Origin of the sequence: Sphingomonas sp. ID0503 (assembly GCF_048565625.1) — a bacterium.
In the GTDB taxonomy this organism is placed as follows: domain Bacteria; phylum Pseudomonadota; class Alphaproteobacteria; order Sphingomonadales; family Sphingomonadaceae; genus JBLZUR01.
The window spans coordinates 2,820,257-2,836,937 of sequence record NZ_JBLZUR010000002.1 but is presented as its reverse complement, the minus strand read 5'-3'; the positions used below and the strand labels follow the sequence as shown (position 1 = coordinate 2,836,937).

Annotated in this window: 18 protein-coding genes; 15 read left to right on the top strand and 3 right to left on the bottom strand. The window is 66.9% G+C overall.

From position 1 onward, the window contains the following. Window position 1: 1 nt before the first annotated feature. Window positions 2-466, bottom strand: a complete 465-nt coding sequence (locus tag ACM608_RS14910; RefSeq protein WP_419684219.1) for a DUF2721 domain-containing protein — start codon at window positions 464-466, stop codon at window positions 2-4. Between the two features lie 133 nt (window positions 467-599). Between ACM608_RS14910 and ACM608_RS14905 the strand changes: the two genes are divergently transcribed. From ACM608_RS14905 to ACM608_RS14875, 7 genes are all read left to right on the top strand, one after another. Then, window positions 600-1,478, top strand: coding sequence for a hypothetical protein (locus tag ACM608_RS14905; RefSeq protein WP_419684217.1), 879 nt, complete (start codon window positions 600-602; stop codon window positions 1,476-1,478). Between the two features lie 37 nt (window positions 1,479-1,515). After that, window positions 1,516-2,199, top strand: coding sequence for a hypothetical protein (locus ACM608_RS14900; RefSeq protein ID WP_419684215.1), 684 nt, complete (start codon window positions 1,516-1,518; stop codon window positions 2,197-2,199). Between the two features lie 70 nt (window positions 2,200-2,269). Continuing rightward, window positions 2,270-3,655 carry a glycosyl transferase family protein gene (locus ACM608_RS14895; protein ID WP_419684213.1) on the top strand — a complete coding sequence of 462 codons (1,386 nt, stop codon included), beginning with the start codon at window positions 2,270-2,272 and terminating at the stop codon, window positions 3,653-3,655. Beyond that, window positions 3,652-4,644, top strand: coding sequence for a hypothetical protein (locus ACM608_RS14890; protein ID WP_419684211.1), 993 nt, complete (start codon window positions 3,652-3,654; stop codon window positions 4,642-4,644). The genes ACM608_RS14895 and ACM608_RS14890 overlap by 4 nt, the downstream gene beginning before the upstream one ends. A gap of 20 nt (window positions 4,645-4,664) precedes the next feature. Next, window positions 4,665-5,579, top strand: a complete 915-nt coding sequence (locus tag ACM608_RS14885; protein WP_419684209.1) for a sulfite exporter TauE/SafE family protein — start codon at window positions 4,665-4,667, stop codon at window positions 5,577-5,579. After that, complete coding sequence (locus tag ACM608_RS14880; RefSeq protein WP_419684207.1) at window positions 5,576-6,331, top strand: TIGR02186 family protein; 756 nt, start codon at window positions 5,576-5,578, stop codon at window positions 6,329-6,331. Before ACM608_RS14885 ends, ACM608_RS14880 begins: the two co-directional genes overlap by 4 nt. A 110-nt stretch (window positions 6,332-6,441) precedes the next feature. After that, a complete protein-coding gene (locus tag ACM608_RS14875) occupies window positions 6,442-7,992 on the top strand; it encodes a hypothetical protein (protein ID WP_419684206.1) in 1,551 nt (516 codons plus the stop codon). Window positions 7,993-8,148: 156 nt separating this feature from the next. Here the strand turns inward: ACM608_RS14875 and ACM608_RS14870 are convergent, their stop codons facing one another. After that, window positions 8,149-9,657: a YifB family Mg chelatase-like AAA ATPase gene (locus tag ACM608_RS14870; protein ID WP_419684204.1), complete on the bottom strand. Its 1,509-nt coding sequence runs from the start codon at window positions 9,655-9,657 to the stop codon at window positions 8,149-8,151. A 164-nt stretch (window positions 9,658-9,821) separates the two neighbouring features. Between ACM608_RS14870 and rpmH the strand changes: the two genes are divergently transcribed. The 5 genes from rpmH to yihA all read left to right on the top strand — a co-directional run bounded on the left by rpmH (window position 9,822) and on the right by yihA (window position 13,027). Next, a complete protein-coding gene (rpmH, locus tag ACM608_RS14865; protein ID WP_419685232.1) occupies window positions 9,822-9,956 on the top strand; it encodes a 50S ribosomal protein L34 in 135 nt (44 codons plus the stop codon). Then, window positions 9,953-10,297 (top strand): ribonuclease P protein component, encoded by a 345-nt coding sequence (rnpA, locus tag ACM608_RS14860; RefSeq protein WP_419685231.1) that lies wholly within the window; start codon window positions 9,953-9,955, stop codon window positions 10,295-10,297. Before rpmH ends, rnpA begins: the two co-directional genes overlap by 4 nt. Then, window positions 10,294-10,506: a membrane protein insertion efficiency factor YidD gene (gene yidD / locus ACM608_RS14855; protein ID WP_419684202.1), complete on the top strand. Its 213-nt coding sequence runs from the start codon at window positions 10,294-10,296 to the stop codon at window positions 10,504-10,506. Before rnpA ends, yidD begins: the two co-directional genes overlap by 4 nt. Window positions 10,507-10,525: 19 nt before the next feature. Next, window positions 10,526-12,220 (top strand): membrane protein insertase YidC, encoded by a 1,695-nt coding sequence (yidC, locus tag ACM608_RS14850; RefSeq protein ID WP_419684201.1) that lies wholly within the window; start codon window positions 10,526-10,528, stop codon window positions 12,218-12,220. Window positions 12,221-12,388: 168 nt separating this feature from the next. Continuing rightward, on the top strand, window positions 12,389-13,027 hold the full coding sequence (yihA, locus tag ACM608_RS14845) for a ribosome biogenesis GTP-binding protein YihA/YsxC (RefSeq protein WP_419684199.1): 639 nt from the start codon (window positions 12,389-12,391) through the stop codon (window positions 13,025-13,027). Window positions 13,028-13,080: 53 nt separating this feature from the next. Here yihA and ACM608_RS14840 read toward each other — a convergent pair whose 3' ends face one another. Further along, window positions 13,081-13,410: a UrcA family protein gene (locus ACM608_RS14840; protein WP_419684197.1), complete on the bottom strand. Its 330-nt coding sequence runs from the start codon at window positions 13,408-13,410 to the stop codon at window positions 13,081-13,083. 188 nt (window positions 13,411-13,598) lie between these two features. On the opposite strand from ACM608_RS14840, the gene ACM608_RS14835 reads away from it, so the two are divergent. The 3 genes from ACM608_RS14835 to ACM608_RS14825 all read left to right on the top strand — a co-directional run bounded on the left by ACM608_RS14835 (window position 13,599) and on the right by ACM608_RS14825 (window position 16,664). After that, window positions 13,599-14,273 carry a glutathione S-transferase family protein gene (locus tag ACM608_RS14835; RefSeq protein ID WP_419685230.1) on the top strand — a complete coding sequence of 225 codons (675 nt, stop codon included), beginning with the start codon at window positions 13,599-13,601 and terminating at the stop codon, window positions 14,271-14,273. 162 nt (window positions 14,274-14,435) lie between these two features. Beyond that, window positions 14,436-15,578 (top strand): succinyl-diaminopimelate desuccinylase, encoded by a 1,143-nt coding sequence (gene dapE, locus ACM608_RS14830; RefSeq protein WP_419684196.1) that lies wholly within the window; start codon window positions 14,436-14,438, stop codon window positions 15,576-15,578. A gap of 331 nt (window positions 15,579-15,909) precedes the next feature. Beyond that, a protein-coding gene (locus ACM608_RS14825) for an IS5 family transposase (RefSeq protein ID WP_419681115.1) occupies window positions 15,910-16,664 on the top strand; the annotation gives its coding sequence in 2 pieces (ribosomal slippage) (window positions 15,910-16,251 and window positions 16,254-16,664; 753 coding nt in all). The last annotated feature ends 17 nt before the right edge of the window (window positions 16,665-16,681 follow it).

Sequence of the window (16,681 nt, the reverse complement as noted above, 5' to 3'; positions counted from 1 at the left end):
CTCACGGCTTTAGCAGGTCCCTCCGTGGCCTGATGGCGCGGAGGGCAAGCTGTATTTCGATGAGGAACATCGTCAGGCCGCAGATCAGCAGCACCATCGACGCGATAAAGAAGCCCGCCGCCCAGCGCCCGTAGCGCAGATTCGCGAGATCGGCGACGAACATCAGCGCGACTACGGCGCAGATCATCACCCCGCTCAGCGTCGTCAGGAACAGCGCGGAATTGATGATCTTCATGCGCCGGTCCAGCAGCCGCAGTTCCCACACCATCCGCGCCCGCTCCGGCCCGATCTCCGGCAGGAAGCTCGCCTCCACCGCCCGCGCGCGGTCCACCACGCGGGACAGCCGCCCGGCGAGCATGTTCAGCACCTGACCGATACCGGTCAGCAGGAACACCGGCGCCAGTGCCAGCTGGATGGTATGCGCGATCTCCGTGACCCGCGACGACACCTCGATCGGCCAGAGCATCCCATCATCCTTCCTTGCCGGCCGCCGAACATAGGCCCCGCCCGCCGAGCGGCAAGCGCAGCGAGCGACGGTTGGATAATCGCGCCGGACCGCGCTTCGCGCATCGATAATATCTGTTAACATTGGCACATTGATGTTCGGTCTCCTGATCACGCGCGACGACGACATGTTGGTCCGCCAATGGTTTGCCCGCCACGCCCCGCTGTTCGAGAAACTGGCCGTTCTCGACGGATCGCGCGGGCCGCTCACGCGAGAGGTGGCGCTCGGTTATCCGAACGTCCTCTATGCCCGTGATCCGGAAGGCGTACCGATCAACGACCAGACCTTGCGCGCCGCCTGCTACGCCCTGCTCACGCCCTTCGTGCGGCCGGGCGAATGGGTGACGATATGCCACATTGACGAATTCTTTTATCACGATCCGGCCAGGATCGCCTTGGCGCACCCGGACGCGCCGGGCGTTGCCTGGCAGGCGCTCCACATTCTGCCTCACCGGTCGGAGAAGGCGGCGATCGCCGCCAGCATCACCGAGAGCGGAACTTACGATCCGGTTGCGCAACTCCATCACTTCTGGGCCAAGGAGGCCCGCGAAGAACAGGTGCCGGAGGCGACGCTCGAATGCCGCATGTTCCGGGTGCCGGAGGGTGGCGCCGAGTGGGGCAGCTTCAACGGCTGGGTTGCTCCGGTGAACCTGCCCGGCAAGCCTCTTGAGCGGACAAAGGCTGGCGAGACCAAGATTTTCAGCCGTCCGCGATGGCCACGGCCATTCCCGACCTACTTTCACTACAAGCTGTTCAACCTGGATCCGTCCTACTTCCTTCCCGGATCGAACCATTTCGAGAAGAGCCGCCTCGGCACGGGTCTTGGCGGACGGCGCATCAACAGCTTCGACGACTGCTTCTTCGACGAGGCTGCACCCTGGGGCCACAAGAACCATGTGACCTGCGAACGGTTCGATGGTGTGCTACCCGACAATCACCGCTTCAACGGCCCCGGCAACGCCTTCAAGCTCTGACCGGCGGGCGCTCACTCACGATCAACGGGACAGAAACATGGCCGATGGGTTCTTCCACCGCTACCTACTCGGCAATGGTGGCAAGCGCCTCCACAAATGGGCGCATTACCCTGACATCTACGAGCGTCATCTGGAGCGTTTTCGCAATCGCGGCGCGGTGATGCTGGAGATCGGCGTCGCGGGTGGCGGATCGCTGCCGATGTGGCGCGACTATCTCGGCGAAGGTGCCAGGATCATCGGTCTCGACATCAATCCGGCATGCAAGAAACACGAAGTGACCGGCACGGACATCTTCATCGGCAGTCAGGTCGATCGCACGGTCATCGATGCGATCTTCGCCAGATATCCGCGCATCGACATCGTCCTGGACGACGGGAGCCACATCAACGAACATATGGTGGGAAGTTTCGGCCTCATCTACGACCGCGTGCACCCGAACGGTGTCTATATGATCGAAGACATGTACACCGCCTATAAGGACCAGTTCGGTGGCGGGCTCCGCCGCGAGGGTTCGCTGATCGAGTTCGTGAAGGACAAGCTGGACGAGCTTCACGCCGTTCACACGCGTGGCCGGGTGCCCGTTTCCACCTTCACCCGCAGCACCGATCACATCGCCTGCTACGACAGCATTATCGTCTTCGAGCGGCGTCCCCAGGGGGAACGACAGCCGATCGCCACCGGTGCGATGAAGAAGGCCGCGCCTCCGCTGGCGGAGGCTTGACCAGGCTCATATAAGTTAATCGCGGCCAGAAAGTTCTTGTCTCCGTCCAATTCGGACATAACCTGCCGTTATGGGGGGAACTGCGGTCGCGCTTGTCGAGGCGGCGGCGCATGAGCTGACGCTCTTCGCCGCGATCGGCCTTTTGCTGGGCGGGATCGACGATGTTCTCGTCGACTGCATCTGGATCGGGCGGACTCTGTGGCGGCGATCGTTCGTCTACACCCGCCACGATCGCGCCTGTGCGGTCACCCTTGTGCCGCCGGACCGGCCGGGCAGGATCGCGGTGTTCGTCGCTGCCTGGCATGAGGCGGAGGTGATCGGCGCCATGCTGCATAACGCCGTCGCCCGCTTCGACCACCCGGACTACCGGATCTATGTCGGTTGCTACCCCAACGATCCCGCGACCATCGCCGCGGTTCAAGCCGTCGGTGACCCGCGCATCCGGATCGCGCTTAATCCTGAAAACGGGCCGACCACCAAGGCCGACAACCTCAACGCGGTCTGGACGCAGATGCTCGCCGACGAGCGTGGCGATGGCGTACCGGTCAAGGCCGTCGTCCTCCACGATGCCGAGGATGTGGTCCATTCCGCCGAGTTGCGTATCGTCGACAGCCTGATCGAGCGGGTAGCACTGGTCCAGCTGCCGGTCCTGCCGCTCCTCGATCCGAGTTCGCGCTGGGTGGCGGGGTCCTATGCGGACGAGTTCGCCGAATCGCACGGCAAGGGGCTGATCGTGCGCGAGGCGCTGGGCGCGTCGGTGCCGCTGGCGGGCACCGGCTGCGGTATTGCCCGCGCGGTGCTCGACCGCATCGAGGCGGAGAGCGGGGGCAAGCCCTTCGATCCCGGCAGCCTGACCGAGGACTACGAACTCGGCTTGCGCATCCGGGCGGCGGGCGGGCGGGGAATATTCGTTCGCCTGCCGACCACTTCGGAAGGGTCGGTCGTCGCCGTGCGCGCTTATTTTCCGAACACCTTCGCGACAGCCGTCCGGCAGAAGGCGCGGTGGAAGGTCGGGATCGCGCTCGCTGGCTGGGACCGCCTCGGCTGGGAGGGCGGTCCGGTCGAATACTGGATGCGGTTCCGCGACCGCCGCGTGCTCATCTCCGCCGTGATCCTCGCCGCCGCCTATACGGCCATCGTCCTGCAGGCGGCGCTCACCGGCTGGCGGCTCGTCTGGGGCATGGCGCTGCCCGCAGTCCCGCCGCTGATCGGCACACTCATGTGGATCAACACCGGCATCCTGCTCTGGCGCTTCGGGATGCGGATGGCGTTCGTGGGCGACGCCTATGGGTGGCGCGAGGGGTTGCGCTCGCTCCCCCGCATGGTGATCGCCAACGCCATCACCATCGCCGCTTCGCTCCGCGCCGTGCAGCGTTATGCCGAGATGCGCCGGCGCGGCCGGGTGGAGTGGGACAAGACGGTCCACGCATTTCCTGACATCCTGCCCGCCGGATGATCCTCGCCGCGCGTCCGGTGCGGTTCCTCGTTCTCCTGCTGATGTCGTGGTCGTTTGCACGCGCCTATGTCCTGATCTCCGATCGGCCTGTCAGCCTGATGGCGCCCACGGCCGTTGCGAACTCCGCCCCGCAGGTCGAGGCGACACCCCCGCCGATCAACACTCCGCTCAAGCTCACGCGCTATGCTTTCAGGGAACCTGCCACTCCTGTGAGCAAGAGTCTCGCGTCGCCCAAGCTTCCCTCCATCAAACCAGTAGCCCTGCGGACGGTTCAGCCCACCCCGACGGTGTCCTCCGACCCGGTCACGCGAGAGCCACCGCCCGTGCCGGTCGTTCCAAGCCTGCCGCCCGGTGGGGCGTGGACACCGGCACAACTCAGCGGCTCGGCATGGTTCTTCGTGCGCGGCGGGTCGCGGCGCGGGCTGGCGACGGCCGGACAGCTCGGAGGATCGCAGGCGGGCCTGCGGCTGACCTACCGCCCCAAGCCCGCCGTGCCGCTCGCCGCCGCATTGAGAGTGTCCGCACCCCTGCGCGATGCGGGGGCCGAGGCCGCGCTCGGCATCGACTACCAGCCCGCCGCCGCGCTGCCGCTCCGGCTGACCATCGAACGACGCATCGGCCTGGATCGTGCGGGCCGCGACGCATGGAGCCTGTTCGTATCGGGCGGCGTCTACGACCGGCGCCTGCCAGGTGGCCTCCGCCTAGACGGCTATGCGCAGGTCGGCACCGTCGCGGGGGATCGCTTTGGAGACGGCGCGATCCGCGTCGGCCGGCCGCTCGCACTCGGCAAGGCATCGCTGACCGTCGGCGCAGGCCTGTTCGGCGCCGCCCAGCCGAATGTCGAGCGCCTCGACATCGGCCCCAGCGTCGCCCTTCGCCTGCCGGTCGCCCGCGCGGGGATCACCGCCGCGCTGGAAGGACGCTTTCGCGTGGCGGGCGACGCGCGTCCCGGCTCCGGCGTGTCCCTGACACTGGCAACCGACTTCTGACCGGTTTACGCAAGGGCGTCATGGACCTTTATCTGCCCATCGCCGGTCTTTCCGTGAACGCGCTGGTGATCGTGGGTCTCGGCGGGCTGGTCGGCGTCCTGTCCGGCATGTTCGGGGTCGGCGGCGGCTTCCTGACGACGCCGCTCCTCATCTTCTACGGCATCCCGCCCACGGTCGCGGTCGCCTCCTCCGCCACCCAGATCACCGGAGCCAGCGTATCGGGGGTGGTGGCGCATACCGCGCGCGGCGGCGTCGATTTCAAGATGGGCTTCGTCATGGTCGTAGGCGGCGTGATCGGCACGCTGGCGGGCGGCTGGCTGTTCACCTGGCTGCAGGCGCTCGGCCAGATCGATACGGTGATCGCGCTGACCTACGTCCTCCTGCTCGGCACGATTGGCGTGCTGATGGCCAAGGAATCGCTGCAGGCCGTCCTCGCCGGCCGCAACGGCGCCACCCCGCCGCCCGCGCCGCGCAAGAAGCGGAAGCTGATCGCAGCACTTCCGCTCCGCTGGCGCTTCAACCGCTCCGGCCTCTACATCTCGCCGCTCGCCCCGCTTGCTCTTGGTTTCCTGACGGGCGTGCTGACCGTCCTTCTCGGCGTCGGCGGCGGCTTCGTCATGGTCCCGGCGATGATCTACCTGCTCGGCATGACGACCAATGTCGTGGTCGGCACCTCGCTCCTCCAGATTCTGTTCGTGACGGCGATGACGACGATGGTCCATGCCACCACCACCAAGGCGGTCGACATCGTCCTCGCCGCCCTCCTGCTGATCGGCAGCGTCACGGGCGCGCAGTTCGGCGCGCGCTTCGCCACCCGGATGAAGCCCGAATGGCTGCGCCTCGGCTTGGCGATCATCGTCCTCCTCGTCGCGATCCGCATGGCGCTCGGCCTCGGCTGGCGACCCGACGAGATCTTCACGGTGGAGCCGGCGTGAGGCGCGCCGCCCTCCTGCTCGCCGCCCCGCTGCTGATCGGCGCCTCGCAGCCGGTGCTGGTGCCCGACGTCTCACAGCGGGAGATCCGCATCATCTACAGCTTCACCGGGGCGGAGTTGCTGCTGTTCGGCGCGATCCTCTATCCCGGCGGCCGCACGCCGACGGGGACGATCGACATCGCGGTGGTCGTGAAGGGCCCGGCCGAGCCGGTCGTGGTGCGCCAGAAGGAGAAGGTGGCAGGCATCTGGATGAACACGGAAAGCACCCGCTTCCTCTCCGCCCCCGCCTTCTACGCGGTGGCCTCATCTCGCCCGATCAGGGACATCGTCGACCGACGCACCGCCGCCATCTACGAACTCGGCCTCGACAGCCTGCAGCTTTCCCCTGCCGCAGGACAGGCACCGGAGGCGCAGCGCCGCTTCGACGACGGCTTCGTCGATCTCCGCCGCCGCCACGGCCTCTATTCCGAACGATCGGAGGGCGTGGAGATGACCGAGGGTGTCCTCTACCGCGCCCGCATCGACATCCCCGCCCGCGTGCCGGTCGGCGCGTACACGGCGGAGACCTTCCTGATCCAGGACGGCAAGGTCATCGCCGGCGCGATCCGCGACATCGACATCGACAAGCAGGGGTTCGAGCGGTTCGTCGCGATGGCGGCCGATCGCTGGTCGGCCGCTTATGGCGCGGCGGCGGTCGCGCTCTCCCTGCTGATGGGCTGGATCGCCGCGCGCGCCTTCCGGCGGCGGCGGTGATTCCACCTCTGGAGGTAAGGCCGCATGTCTGTTCCGAGCTTGCCTCAGACCTCTTAACCGCATCTTAGGCATAATCCGCGACATCGAACCCGGCGCTTCTGGGGGCGGCGATGCGGCACGAGATTATCCAGGTCGAAGCGGCGCAGCCGATCGCACCAGCATGGTGGGAGCGGCGGGGCGTTCTCGCCACTCTTGTGCTCCTCACCATCGTCCCGCTGCTCTGGCCCGCGATCCCGCCGCTCACCGACCTGCCTGCGCATATGGGCCGGTGGCACATCTCGATGGTGGCAGGGCAGGGTGGTCCGCTCGACCGCTATTACGGCTTCCGATGGGCGCTGGTCGGCAATCTTGGGCTGGACATTCTGGCCCCCGCCCTTGCCCATCTGATCGGGATCGAGGCGGCCACCAAGGCCCTCGTCATGCTCATCCCGCCGCTCACCGCCGCGGGTCTGCTCTGGACCGCGCGGGAGGTGCATGGGCGCGTGCCGCCGACGGCTCTCTTCGCCCTGCCGCTCGTCTACGCCTGGCCGTTCCAATACGGCTTCGTGAACTTCACTTTGGCCCAGGGGCTCGCGTTCATCGGCTTCGGCGCCTGGCTGCGGCTGGGTCGGCAGGGACGCATCCGCCTGCGCACCGCGCTCGCCGTCCCTTTCGCCTGCGCCTTGTGGGTCTGCCACATGTTCGGCTGGGGCATGTTCGGGCTGATGGTGCTCGGGGCAGAGCTGGCCGCCCGCCGTCGCGCGGGCCTCGCCTGGCCGGCCGCGCTCCTCCGTGCCGGCACGGCCTGCCTGCCGCTCGCCGTGCCGCTGCTGTTCATGGCCGTCGCACCCAAAGCGGGCGGCGTCCCGCTGCAGATGATGAACCCGCTGTCCAAGCTGAACTGGATGCTTTCCATCCTGCGTGACAGTTCGGCCGGCATCGATCTCGCCTCCGTCCTCCTCCTCTTCGGCGCCCTCTATATCGCCCGTCGCGACCAGCGGCTCGGCTTCGATTCCATGGTGAGCTGGCCCGCATGGCTCGCCCTGGCCGTCTTCCTCGTCCTTCCCTGGCGTCTGCTGGGCGGTGCCTATGTCGACATGCGGATGGCGCCGGCGATCGTCGCGCTCGCCCTGATCGCCATCCGCCCGCCTGCAGAATGGCGCATGGCGCGGGTGATCGGCGCACTCGCGCTCGGCTTCTTCCTGTTCCGCATCGCGCTCGGCACAGCCAGCTTCGCCGCGCATGACGGCGAATGGCGTCGCGAACTCGCAGGCGTAGACGCAATCCCGCGCGGATCGGCCGTGCTCGTCCTGACGGCGGAAAAGTGCAACGCCTGGGCCGACGACCGCATCGAGCATCTCGGCGGCATGGCGATTGTCCGCCGCGACGCCTTCGTGAACGGCCAATGGGCGCTCGCCGGACAGCAGTTGCTGACGATCCGCCACAACGCTGCCGAGCCCTTTGCGGGCGACATGTCGCAGGTCATCTATGTTGGCACCTGCGCAAAGCGGATGCAGGAAAAGGAGCATCGCCCCGACTTCGACCAGGCGATCGCACAGTTCCCGCGTTCAGCCTTCGACTATGTCTGGACCGTCGGCTTTCCGGCGGGCGCCGCCCACGCGCCGGACCTGAGCCTGGTCTGGAAGAACGCCGGATCCGCGCTCTACCGCGTCGGCCACTAAACCCTGGACTGGATCACATTTCGCTTCTGGTAGCCACCTCTACCCGACGAAGGTCGCCATCCATTCCGCGCTCGCCAAGTGCCTGAGCGCAAGTGGGTTCTGACTTCGATCAGGATGACGAAGAAAGATCCCGCCAGGGGGAGGTGACGGGCTGGCTCACCCGCGCGGCATGAGCCGCCGGTAACTCAATGCCTCCGCGACATGCACGCGGCCTATCGTTTCGGCACCACCCAGGTCGGCGATCGTTCGGGAGACCCGCAGTACGCGATGATATCCGCGCGCCGACAGCTTCATCGCCTCGGCCGCCTGTGCCAGCAGCGTGCGCCCCGCCTCATCCGGTGTCGCCACCGCGTCGAGCAAAGGCCCGTCCGCCTCCGCATTGGTCCGCGCGTCTTCACCCGCATATCGCGCCGTCTGCACCGCCCGCGCAGCCGCGACGCGGGCGGCGACCTCGGCCGACCCCTCGGCGGGCGGGGGAAGCACCAGATCCGCCGCACTGACCGCCGCGACCTCGACATGCAGGTCGATACGGTCGAGCAGCGGACCCGAGACCCGCGCCTGGTAATCCCCAGCGCATTTCGGCGCGCGCGAACAGGCGAGCGCCGGATCGCCAAGATGCCCGCAGCGGCACGGGTTCATCGCCGCGACCAACTGCACGCGCGCCGGGAAGGTCACATGCGCATTCGCCCGCGCCACCGACACGCGGCCCGTCTCCAGCGGCTGGCGCAGCGAATCGAGCACCGCGCGCTGGAACTCGGGCAGCTCGTCGAGGAACAGCACGCGGAGATGGGCGAGACTGACCTCTCCCGGCTTCACCTTCAGCCCGCCGCCGGTCAGCGCCGCCATCAACGCCGAGTGATGCGGCGCGCGGAAGGGGCGGGTTCGGATCAGGCGCCCGTCGGTCAGTTCGCCCGCGACCGAGGCGACCATCGACACCTCGAGCGCCTCGGCGGGGGTGAGGTCGGCCAGAATGCCCGGCAGGCAGGAGGCGAGCAGCGACTTGCCCGATCCCGGAGGGCCGCTCATCAGCAGGTTGTGCCCACCCGCCGCCGCGATCTCCAGCGCGCGCTTGGCGGTCTCCTGCCCTTTCACCTGCCGCAGATCCGGTCCGGCGACCGGCGCTTCCGCAACACCGGGCAAAGGCTGCGGCACCTGCGTCGCACCCTTGAAGTGGTTGAGCAAGGTCAGGAGGTCAGGCGCGGCGATCACCTCCACAGAGCCCGCCCAGGCCGCTTCCGGCCCCTGCCGCGCCGGGCAGATCAGACCGAGCCCCTGTTCCGAGGCATGAAGCGCCGCCAGCAGCACGCCGGGCGAAGGCGCGATCCGCGCATCCAGCCCAAGCTCACCCACCACGACGTACCCCGCCAGCGTCTCCGCATCGACCGCGCCCATCGCCGCGAGGAGGCCGAGCGCGATCGGCAGGTCGTAATGCGAACCCTCCTTTGGCATGTCGGCGGGAGACAGGTTCACCGTGATCCGCTTGGGCGGCAGCGACAGGCCGATCGCCGCAATGGCGGAGCGCACCCGCTCCCGGCTTTCCCCCACCGCCTTGTCGCCCAGGCCCACGACGATGAAGTTCGGCAGGCCGGGCGTCAGCTGGACCTGAACCTCGACTGCGCGCGCCTCCAACCCCAGATACGCCACCGTCGATACATGCGCGACCATCCGTCCCCCGAAGATGTTCCGGCGATGTTCCTATAGAGCGCGGTGCCGCTTGGGAAGGGCGGTCGCCCGTTGACTTTGGCGGCGCTCGTCTCTAACGACCCGCCCCTGACGGGCGACCGGTGACGGCCGCCCTTTCCCTGTTTTCGATTCTGAGGTTTTGAGCGATGAAGCGCACGTTCCAGCCGAGCCGCCTTGTCCGCAAGCGCCGTCACGGCTTCCGTTCGCGCTCCGCGACGCCGGGCGGCCGCAAGGTTCTCGCCGCCCGCCGCGCCCGCGGCCGCAAGATCCTCTCCGCCTGAGCTCAGCCGAGCCGCCGGTCACGATCGGCGCCCGCAAGGACTTCCTTGCGGCGAACAACGGCGCGCGCGCGCCGATGCCGGGCTTCGTCCTGCTCGTCCGCGATCGCCAGGACGCCGATCCCGCAATGCGAATCGGCATCACCGTCACCAAGAAGATCGGTAATGCGGTGGTCCGCAACCGCATGAAGCGCCGTTTTCGCGCGCTCGCCCGTGAAATCCTGCCGCAGGAGGGGCTGCCCGGCGCGGACCACATCCTGATCGGCCGCGCCGGCGGTGTGGAGCGCCCCTTTGCCGACCTGACCCGCGAACTCCGCAAGGCGCTCGCCAAGGTGAAACGGTGATATCCCGCGCGCTCATCCTCATCGCCCGTGCCTGGCAGCTCGGCCCCTCGCGCATCCTGCCGCCCTCCTGCCGCTTTTCGCCAAGCTGTTCGGCCTATGCGATCGAGGCGCTTCGGCGCTATGGGGCGGGCCGGGGGTCCTGGCTCGCGCTTCGGCGCATCCTGCGCTGTCATCCCTGGGGCGGCTCCGGGCCGGACCCGGTGCCGTGAGTCATGAAAGAGAGTGGACGTGGATAATCAGCGCAACCTGATCCTGGCGGTCATCCTGTCGGCGCTCGTGCTGCTGGGCTGGACGTTCATCGGCGACCGCTATTTCCCGACCGCGCAGCCGCCCTCGACCAAGATCGAGAAGGGCAAGCCCGTCGCCATTCCGGATCCGAGCGCCTCGCCCGGTGCCAGCACGCCCGCCGCGCTGCGCGACCGCACCATCGTCCTGCGCGAAAGCCCGCGCATCCCTATCCGGACGCCGCTCCTCGCCGGTTCCGTGAACCTGAAGGGCGCGCGCATCGACGACCTGACGCTCACCAAATACCGCGAAACCATCGCCAAGAACGCGCCGCCGATCCGCCTGCTTTCGCCGGGCGGTTCTGCCGACGCCTATTTCGCGCAGATCGGCTGGTCGGGCGACAATGTCGCGCTGCCCGGCCCGGACACGCTCTGGACTCCGAACGGCACCGAACTCGCGCCCGGCAAGCCGCTGACGCTGAACTGGACCAACCCCTCGGGCCTGCGCTTCACCATCAAGCTGTCGGTCGATGATCGCTACATGTTCACCATCGAACAGGGTGTCGCGAATGCCGGCGCCGCGCCGGTCGCGGTCCGCCCCTATGCGCTGATCAACCGCGCCGGGCACTCCAAGGACCCGGACACCTGGACCAACCATGTCGGTCCCATCGGCACGTTCGACGGCATCACCAAATACGACGTCAACTTCTCCGACCTCGATGAGGGCGAGGCGCCGCGCTACAAGTCGACGGGTGGCTGGATCGGCTTCGGCGACCATTACTGGCTGACCGCCTTGGCGGCGCAGCCGGGCAAGGCGATCGAGGCCGGCTATCGCGGGCAGGACAGCCGCTATCAGGCGGACGTGACCACCGCGCCCGCCATCGTGCCGCCCGGCCGCGTCGCCGGCACCACCACCCGCTTCTTCGCGGGCGCCAAGGAAGTCGGCGTCCTCGAACATTACGAGGCGCAGGGCATCGCCCGTTTCGACCGCGCGATCGATTGGGGCTGGTTCGTCTGGTTCGAAAAGCCGATCTTCTACCTGCTCGACTGGCTGTTCCGCATGGCCGGCAATTTCGGCGTCGCGATCATCCTGCTGACGATCATCGTGCGCGGCCTGATGTTCCCGGTCGCGCAGAAGCAGTTCCGATCGATGGCGGGCATGCGCGTCGTCCAGCCGAAGATGAAGGCGCTGCAGGAGAAGTACAAGGACGACAAGCCGCGCCTGCAGCAGGAGATGCTGAAGCTGTACCAGGAGGAGAAGGTCAATCCGCTCGCCGGCTGCCTTCCGATTTTCCTCCAGGCGCCGATCTTCTACGCGCTCTACAAGGTGCTGATGCTGACCATCGAGATGCGGCACCAGCCGTTCATCCTCTGGCTGAAGGACCTGTCCGCGCCCGATCCGATGACGCCGGTCAACCTCTTCGGCCTCCTGCCCTTCGACCCGCCGGGCTTCCTGCACCTCGGCGTGCTCGCCATCCTCCTGGGCATCACCATGTACTTCCAGTTCAAGTTGAACCCGACGCCGATGGACGACGCGCAGAAGCAGGTCTTCGCGATCATGCCCTGGGTCTTCATGTTCATCATGGCGCCCTTTGCGGCGGGTCTGCAACTCTACTGGGTGGTGTCGAACCTGCTCACCATTGCGCAGCAGAAGTGGCTCTACAGCCGCCACCCGGTGCTCGGCGAGAAGCCGGCCTGACGATCGCATCACCGTCCATCCCGAGCGAAGTCGAGGGACGCACATCGAGCGAAGCCGAGATGCTCTCCGTGGCGGAGCAGTGCCTCGACTACGCTCGGCTATCGCCCCTCGACTTCGCTCGGGGAGGACGGGCGTGATAACAGGTCTGTACAGGACTGGAGGAAGCTCATGGACCCGGACGATCCCCTCGAACCCGCGCGCAAGCTCTTCGCCGGGCCGGTCGCCTTCCTGAAGTCGGCGCCCGACCTCCGCTTTCTGCCCGATCCGGAGGTGCCCGAGGTCGCGTTTGCCGGGCGCTCGAATGTCGGCAAGTCCTCGCTGCTCAACGCGCTCACCAACCGCAACGGCCTTGCCCGCACATCGAACACGCCGGGCCGCACGCAGGAGCTGAACTTCTTCGACGTGGGTGAACCGCTCGCCCTCAGGCTCGTCGACATGCCAGGCTACGGCTTTGCCAAGGCGCCGAAGGACATGGTCCGCAAATGGAAGCATGTCGTGAACGACTATCTGCGCGGCCGCGCCGTGCTGAAGCGTGCGCTGGTGCTGGTCGACAGCCGCCATGGCCTGAAGGATGTCGATCGCGAGATCATGGACATGCTCGACAAGGCGGCGGTCTCCTACCACCTCGTCCTCACCAAGGCGGACAAGATCAAGCCGACCGAACTCGACAAGGTCAGCGCCGCCACTGCGGCCGAGGCGCGCAAGCATGTCGCCGCGCATCCCGATATCCTGGCGACCTCCAGCGAGACCGGCTGGGGCATCCCCGAACTCCGCGCGGCCGTGCTCCAAGCATCGCTCGGCGGCTAGGCGGGGCGCAGGTCGGTCAGACCGGCGCCCTCCTATGTCCCCGGTTCATCGCCTCAACCCTGGCGGGCGGTGACCTTGCGGCTGGCCATCTTCCGGCTTTCCACGTCGAGCGCCTGGTTCATGCAGGCGCGGTGTGCGCTGATCTCGTGCAGGTCGCGCATCGGCGCGGTGCCGCAGACCCGCGTGGCGGCCGTGCGCAGGCGGCGTTCCAGCGTCAGGAGCCCCGCCTTGCTGGACAGGTTCAGGTCGGCATAGCTCACCCGCACGGAGGTGGTTTCGGCGGCGTGCGCCGTCGCCGGCATGAACGGGACCGAGAAGGCGGCAAAGGTAGCGGCACCGGACAGGGTGGCGGACACCGCGAAACGGGTCAGGGTCTTGATCATCTTGTATCTCCGATAGGATCGCGGCGGCGCCGCATGCCGGCCGGTTAGGCGGCCCTCGGATTGTCTGCATTGCCGGCGCGATGGACGCGGCGAGGGCGGCGACCGACGATCCTATGCGCGACAAACTTGAAGCGCTGCGCGACGAAGGCGCGATTGCTGGCGCGTTCGCCTGCCGCTATGCCCCGGCCATGCTCAAGCTCATCATCGGCAACAAGGCCTACTCCTCCTGGTCCATGCGCGGATGGCTGGCGGTGCGCCAATCCGGCCTGCCTTTCGAGGAGATGGTCGTCCCGCTCTATGACGACGCCTGGGTGGAAACGCGGGAGGGGGACGCCTTCGCGCCCTCCAGCGGCAAGGTGCCGATCCTGTGGGATGGCGATGCCGTTGTTTGGGAATCGATCGCGATCATAGACTGGTTGGCCGACAAGGCGGGGCGCGAGAAGTTCTGGCCGGAGGATGAGGGGGCGCGCGCTATGGCTCGCTCAATCGCGGCCGAGATGCACGCCGGCTTTTCCGACCTGCGGCGCGAATGCCCGACCAACTTCCGGCAACGCTACATGCCCCGCCCGCTCACGCCGGAGACGGTCCGCGACATCAACCGCATCCTGACGCTCTGGGCGCAGGCGCGGGCCCGCTATGGCGGCACGGGGCCGTTCCTCTTTGGCCAGTTCGGCGCCGCCGACATCATGTACGCGCCGGTTGTCGGCCGCTTCAGCACCTATTCGATCCCGGTGCCCCCATTCGCCCAGGCCTATATGGACGCGGTCCTCTCCCACCCCTTCATGCAGGACTGGCTCGCCGCCGCGCAGGAAGAGGAATGGGTGATCGAGAAGTTCGAGTTGCCCGCGCCTGCCGCCGGATGATCGCGCTTCCAATGTAGGAATTTTCCTGAAAGGACGCGGCATGGTCTTCGCCTCGCCCTTCCACCTGCATTGCCGCTCGACGCTCCATGGGAAGCGATTCCCGCGTGTACGTAGTGGCAACTTGGCAAACTTCCGCGCGGACCCGCCTCGCGATTCGCGCGCATGATCGACCCTGTTGATCTCACCGCGCGGCTGATCGCCTGCCCCAGCATCACCCCGGCGGATGGTGGCGCACAGGACGTCATAGAGCAGGCGCTGCGTTCGATCGGCTTTGAGGTTCATCGGTTCCTGCACGGGAGCGCGCCCGACGGCCCGGTGCCGAACCTGTTCGCGACACGCGGATCGGGCGGGCCGCACCTCGCCTTCGCCGGCCATTCCGATGTCGTCCCACCCGGCGCGGGGTGGACCGGCAACCCCTTCGAACCGATCATACGCGGCGATCTTCTCTACGGGCGCGGCGCGGTGGACATGAAGGGCGCAGTGGCCGCCTTCATCGCCGCCGCATCGGGGGTTCCACAGGATAGCGGCACCATCAGCCTGATCATCACCGGTGATGAGGAAGGACCGGCGACGCACGGAACCGTCGCATTGATGGACTGGATGGCAGAACGGAACATCCGCCCGGATATGATCCTTGTCGGCGAACCGACCTCGAACAAGCGCCTTGGCGACACGATCAAGATCGGCCGGCGCGGTTCGGTGAACATGTGGATCGACGTGCCCGGTACGCAGGGCCATGTCGCCTATCCGCAGCTCGCCGACAACCCGATCACCCGCCTCGTCTCAGCTCTTGATGTCATCACGCGTGACGTGCTGGACGAGGGCACCGACTGGTTCCAGCCATCGAACCTGGAGGTGACGGATATCACCGTCGGCAACCCGGCCACCAACGTGATTCCGTCGGCGGCTTCCGCCCGTCTCAATATCCGCTTCAACGACCGGCATCGTGGCGACGATCTCGTCGATCGCGTGCGCGCGCACCTCGTACGCTATGCACCTGCCGCCACGCTGGGCGCGAAGATTTCAGGGGAGGCCTTTCTGACGGCTCCTGGTCAGTTATCCGAGTTGGTGGCATCAGCGATCCACTCCGAGACTGGTCTTGAGGCAGAACTCTCGACCAGCGGTGGCACGTCGGACGCGCGCTTCCTGTCCGCGCTAAGCCCGACGGTCGAGTTCGGTCTGGTCAATGCGACCATGCACAAGCTGGATGAAGCGGTGGCGATCGTGGATCTGCAAATCCTGACTCGGATTTACGCCCGTGTACTGACCTCCGTCAGAAGCGAAAGAAAGCCTACAGAACAGTGAGGAGGGCAACCGCCCAAAGGCCGAGCGCCAGTGGAACGGCGATCAGGAAGCCTCGTGCGCTACCGAGGGGGTCGCGCTCTGCCTGAGCTTCGGTCAGCGGCCAGGCACAGATCGTTGCGGCACTATCCAGAGCAAACGGCTGATCAGTCAAGGTACCCACTCCAACTTATTATTTCCGCGTTGCCCAATTCAACGAACTTCATGACTGAAGGTTTCACATTCCTGTCATCTATGCTGCTGCCGGTTCCACCCACAACTAGGGTCCGGACCCAATAATGGCTTTTGCTACCGCTTGGATCGTGATTCACTGCGTTGGTGTGGAGGCGGTGGAATGGCTGATTTCTTCTGGTTTTCCGATGCGCAGTGGGAGCGGATCGCACCACTGCTGCCGACGGACGTTCGCGGCAAGGCACGTGTGGATGATCGCCGGGTGCTGAGCGGGATCGTGCATGCGCTCCGCTGCGGCGGTCGCTGGGTGGACTGCTCGGACGTGTACGGGCCAAAGAAGACGCTCTACAATCGCTTCGTGCGCTGGTCCGAGCGCGGCATCTGGGAGGGGATTTTCAGCGCGCTGGCAGGCGCCGACGACGCGCCGGACCGGCTGTTCATCGATAGCAGCTGCATCAAGGTCCACCGCTGCGCAGGCGGTGGAAAAGGGGGGCCTTGGCCCATGGTATCGGCCGCACCAAAGGCGGCCGGAACACCAAGGTCCATGCCGTCTGCGACGCCAAGGGCCGCCCTCACGTCCTCCTGCTGACGCCCGGCAACGTCCACGACTGCAAGGTCGCCAAGACCTGCATCGCGGCGCTGCCCCCATCCGTCGAACTCGTCGCCGACAAGGGCTATGACAGTCAGGAGTTGCGCGAGTGGCTCGACCAGCGCGGCACCCAGGCCGTCATCCCGCCGCGCTGCAACCGCAAGGTCCAGTACGACTACGACCGCACCATCTACAAACAGCGCAACGTCATCGAGCGCATGTTCTGCCGCCTCAAGGACTGGAGGCGGCTCGCCACCCGCTTCGATCGCAACATCAAGAACTTCATGGGCGCCATCGCCCTCGCCGCCACCGTCATCTGGTGGTTGTGAGTCCGGACCCTAAATTC

Excerpts from the sequence above, each read along its gene's own strand:
- ACM608_RS14910 (WP_419684219.1), bottom strand. The coding sequence starts at position 466 with ATGCTCTGGCCGATCGAGGTGTCGTCGCGGGTCACGGAGATCGCGCAT.
- ACM608_RS14905 (WP_419684217.1), top strand. The coding sequence starts at position 600 with ATGTTCGGTCTCCTGATCACGCGCGACGACGACATGTTGGTCCGCCAA.
- ACM608_RS14900 (WP_419684215.1), top strand. The coding sequence starts at position 1,516 with ATGGCCGATGGGTTCTTCCACCGCTACCTACTCGGCAATGGTGGCAAG.
- ACM608_RS14895 (WP_419684213.1), top strand. The coding sequence starts at position 2,270 with ATGGGGGGAACTGCGGTCGCGCTTGTCGAGGCGGCGGCGCATGAGCTG.
- ACM608_RS14890 (WP_419684211.1), top strand. The coding sequence starts at position 3,652 with ATGATCCTCGCCGCGCGTCCGGTGCGGTTCCTCGTTCTCCTGCTGATG.
- ACM608_RS14885 (WP_419684209.1), top strand. The coding sequence starts at position 4,665 with ATGGACCTTTATCTGCCCATCGCCGGTCTTTCCGTGAACGCGCTGGTG.
- ACM608_RS14875 (WP_419684206.1), top strand. The coding sequence starts at position 6,442 with ATGCGGCACGAGATTATCCAGGTCGAAGCGGCGCAGCCGATCGCACCA.
- ACM608_RS14870 (WP_419684204.1), bottom strand. The coding sequence starts at position 9,657 with ATGGTCGCGCATGTATCGACGGTGGCGTATCTGGGGTTGGAGGCGCGC.
- rpmH (WP_419685232.1), top strand. The coding sequence starts at position 9,822 with ATGAAGCGCACGTTCCAGCCGAGCCGCCTTGTCCGCAAGCGCCGTCAC.
- yihA (WP_419684199.1), top strand. The coding sequence starts at position 12,389 with ATGGACCCGGACGATCCCCTCGAACCCGCGCGCAAGCTCTTCGCCGGG.
- ACM608_RS14840 (WP_419684197.1), bottom strand. The coding sequence starts at position 13,410 with ATGATCAAGACCCTGACCCGTTTCGCGGTGTCCGCCACCCTGTCCGGT.
- ACM608_RS14835 (WP_419685230.1), top strand. The coding sequence starts at position 13,599 with ATGCTCAAGCTCATCATCGGCAACAAGGCCTACTCCTCCTGGTCCATG.
- dapE (WP_419684196.1), top strand. The coding sequence starts at position 14,436 with ATGATCGACCCTGTTGATCTCACCGCGCGGCTGATCGCCTGCCCCAGC.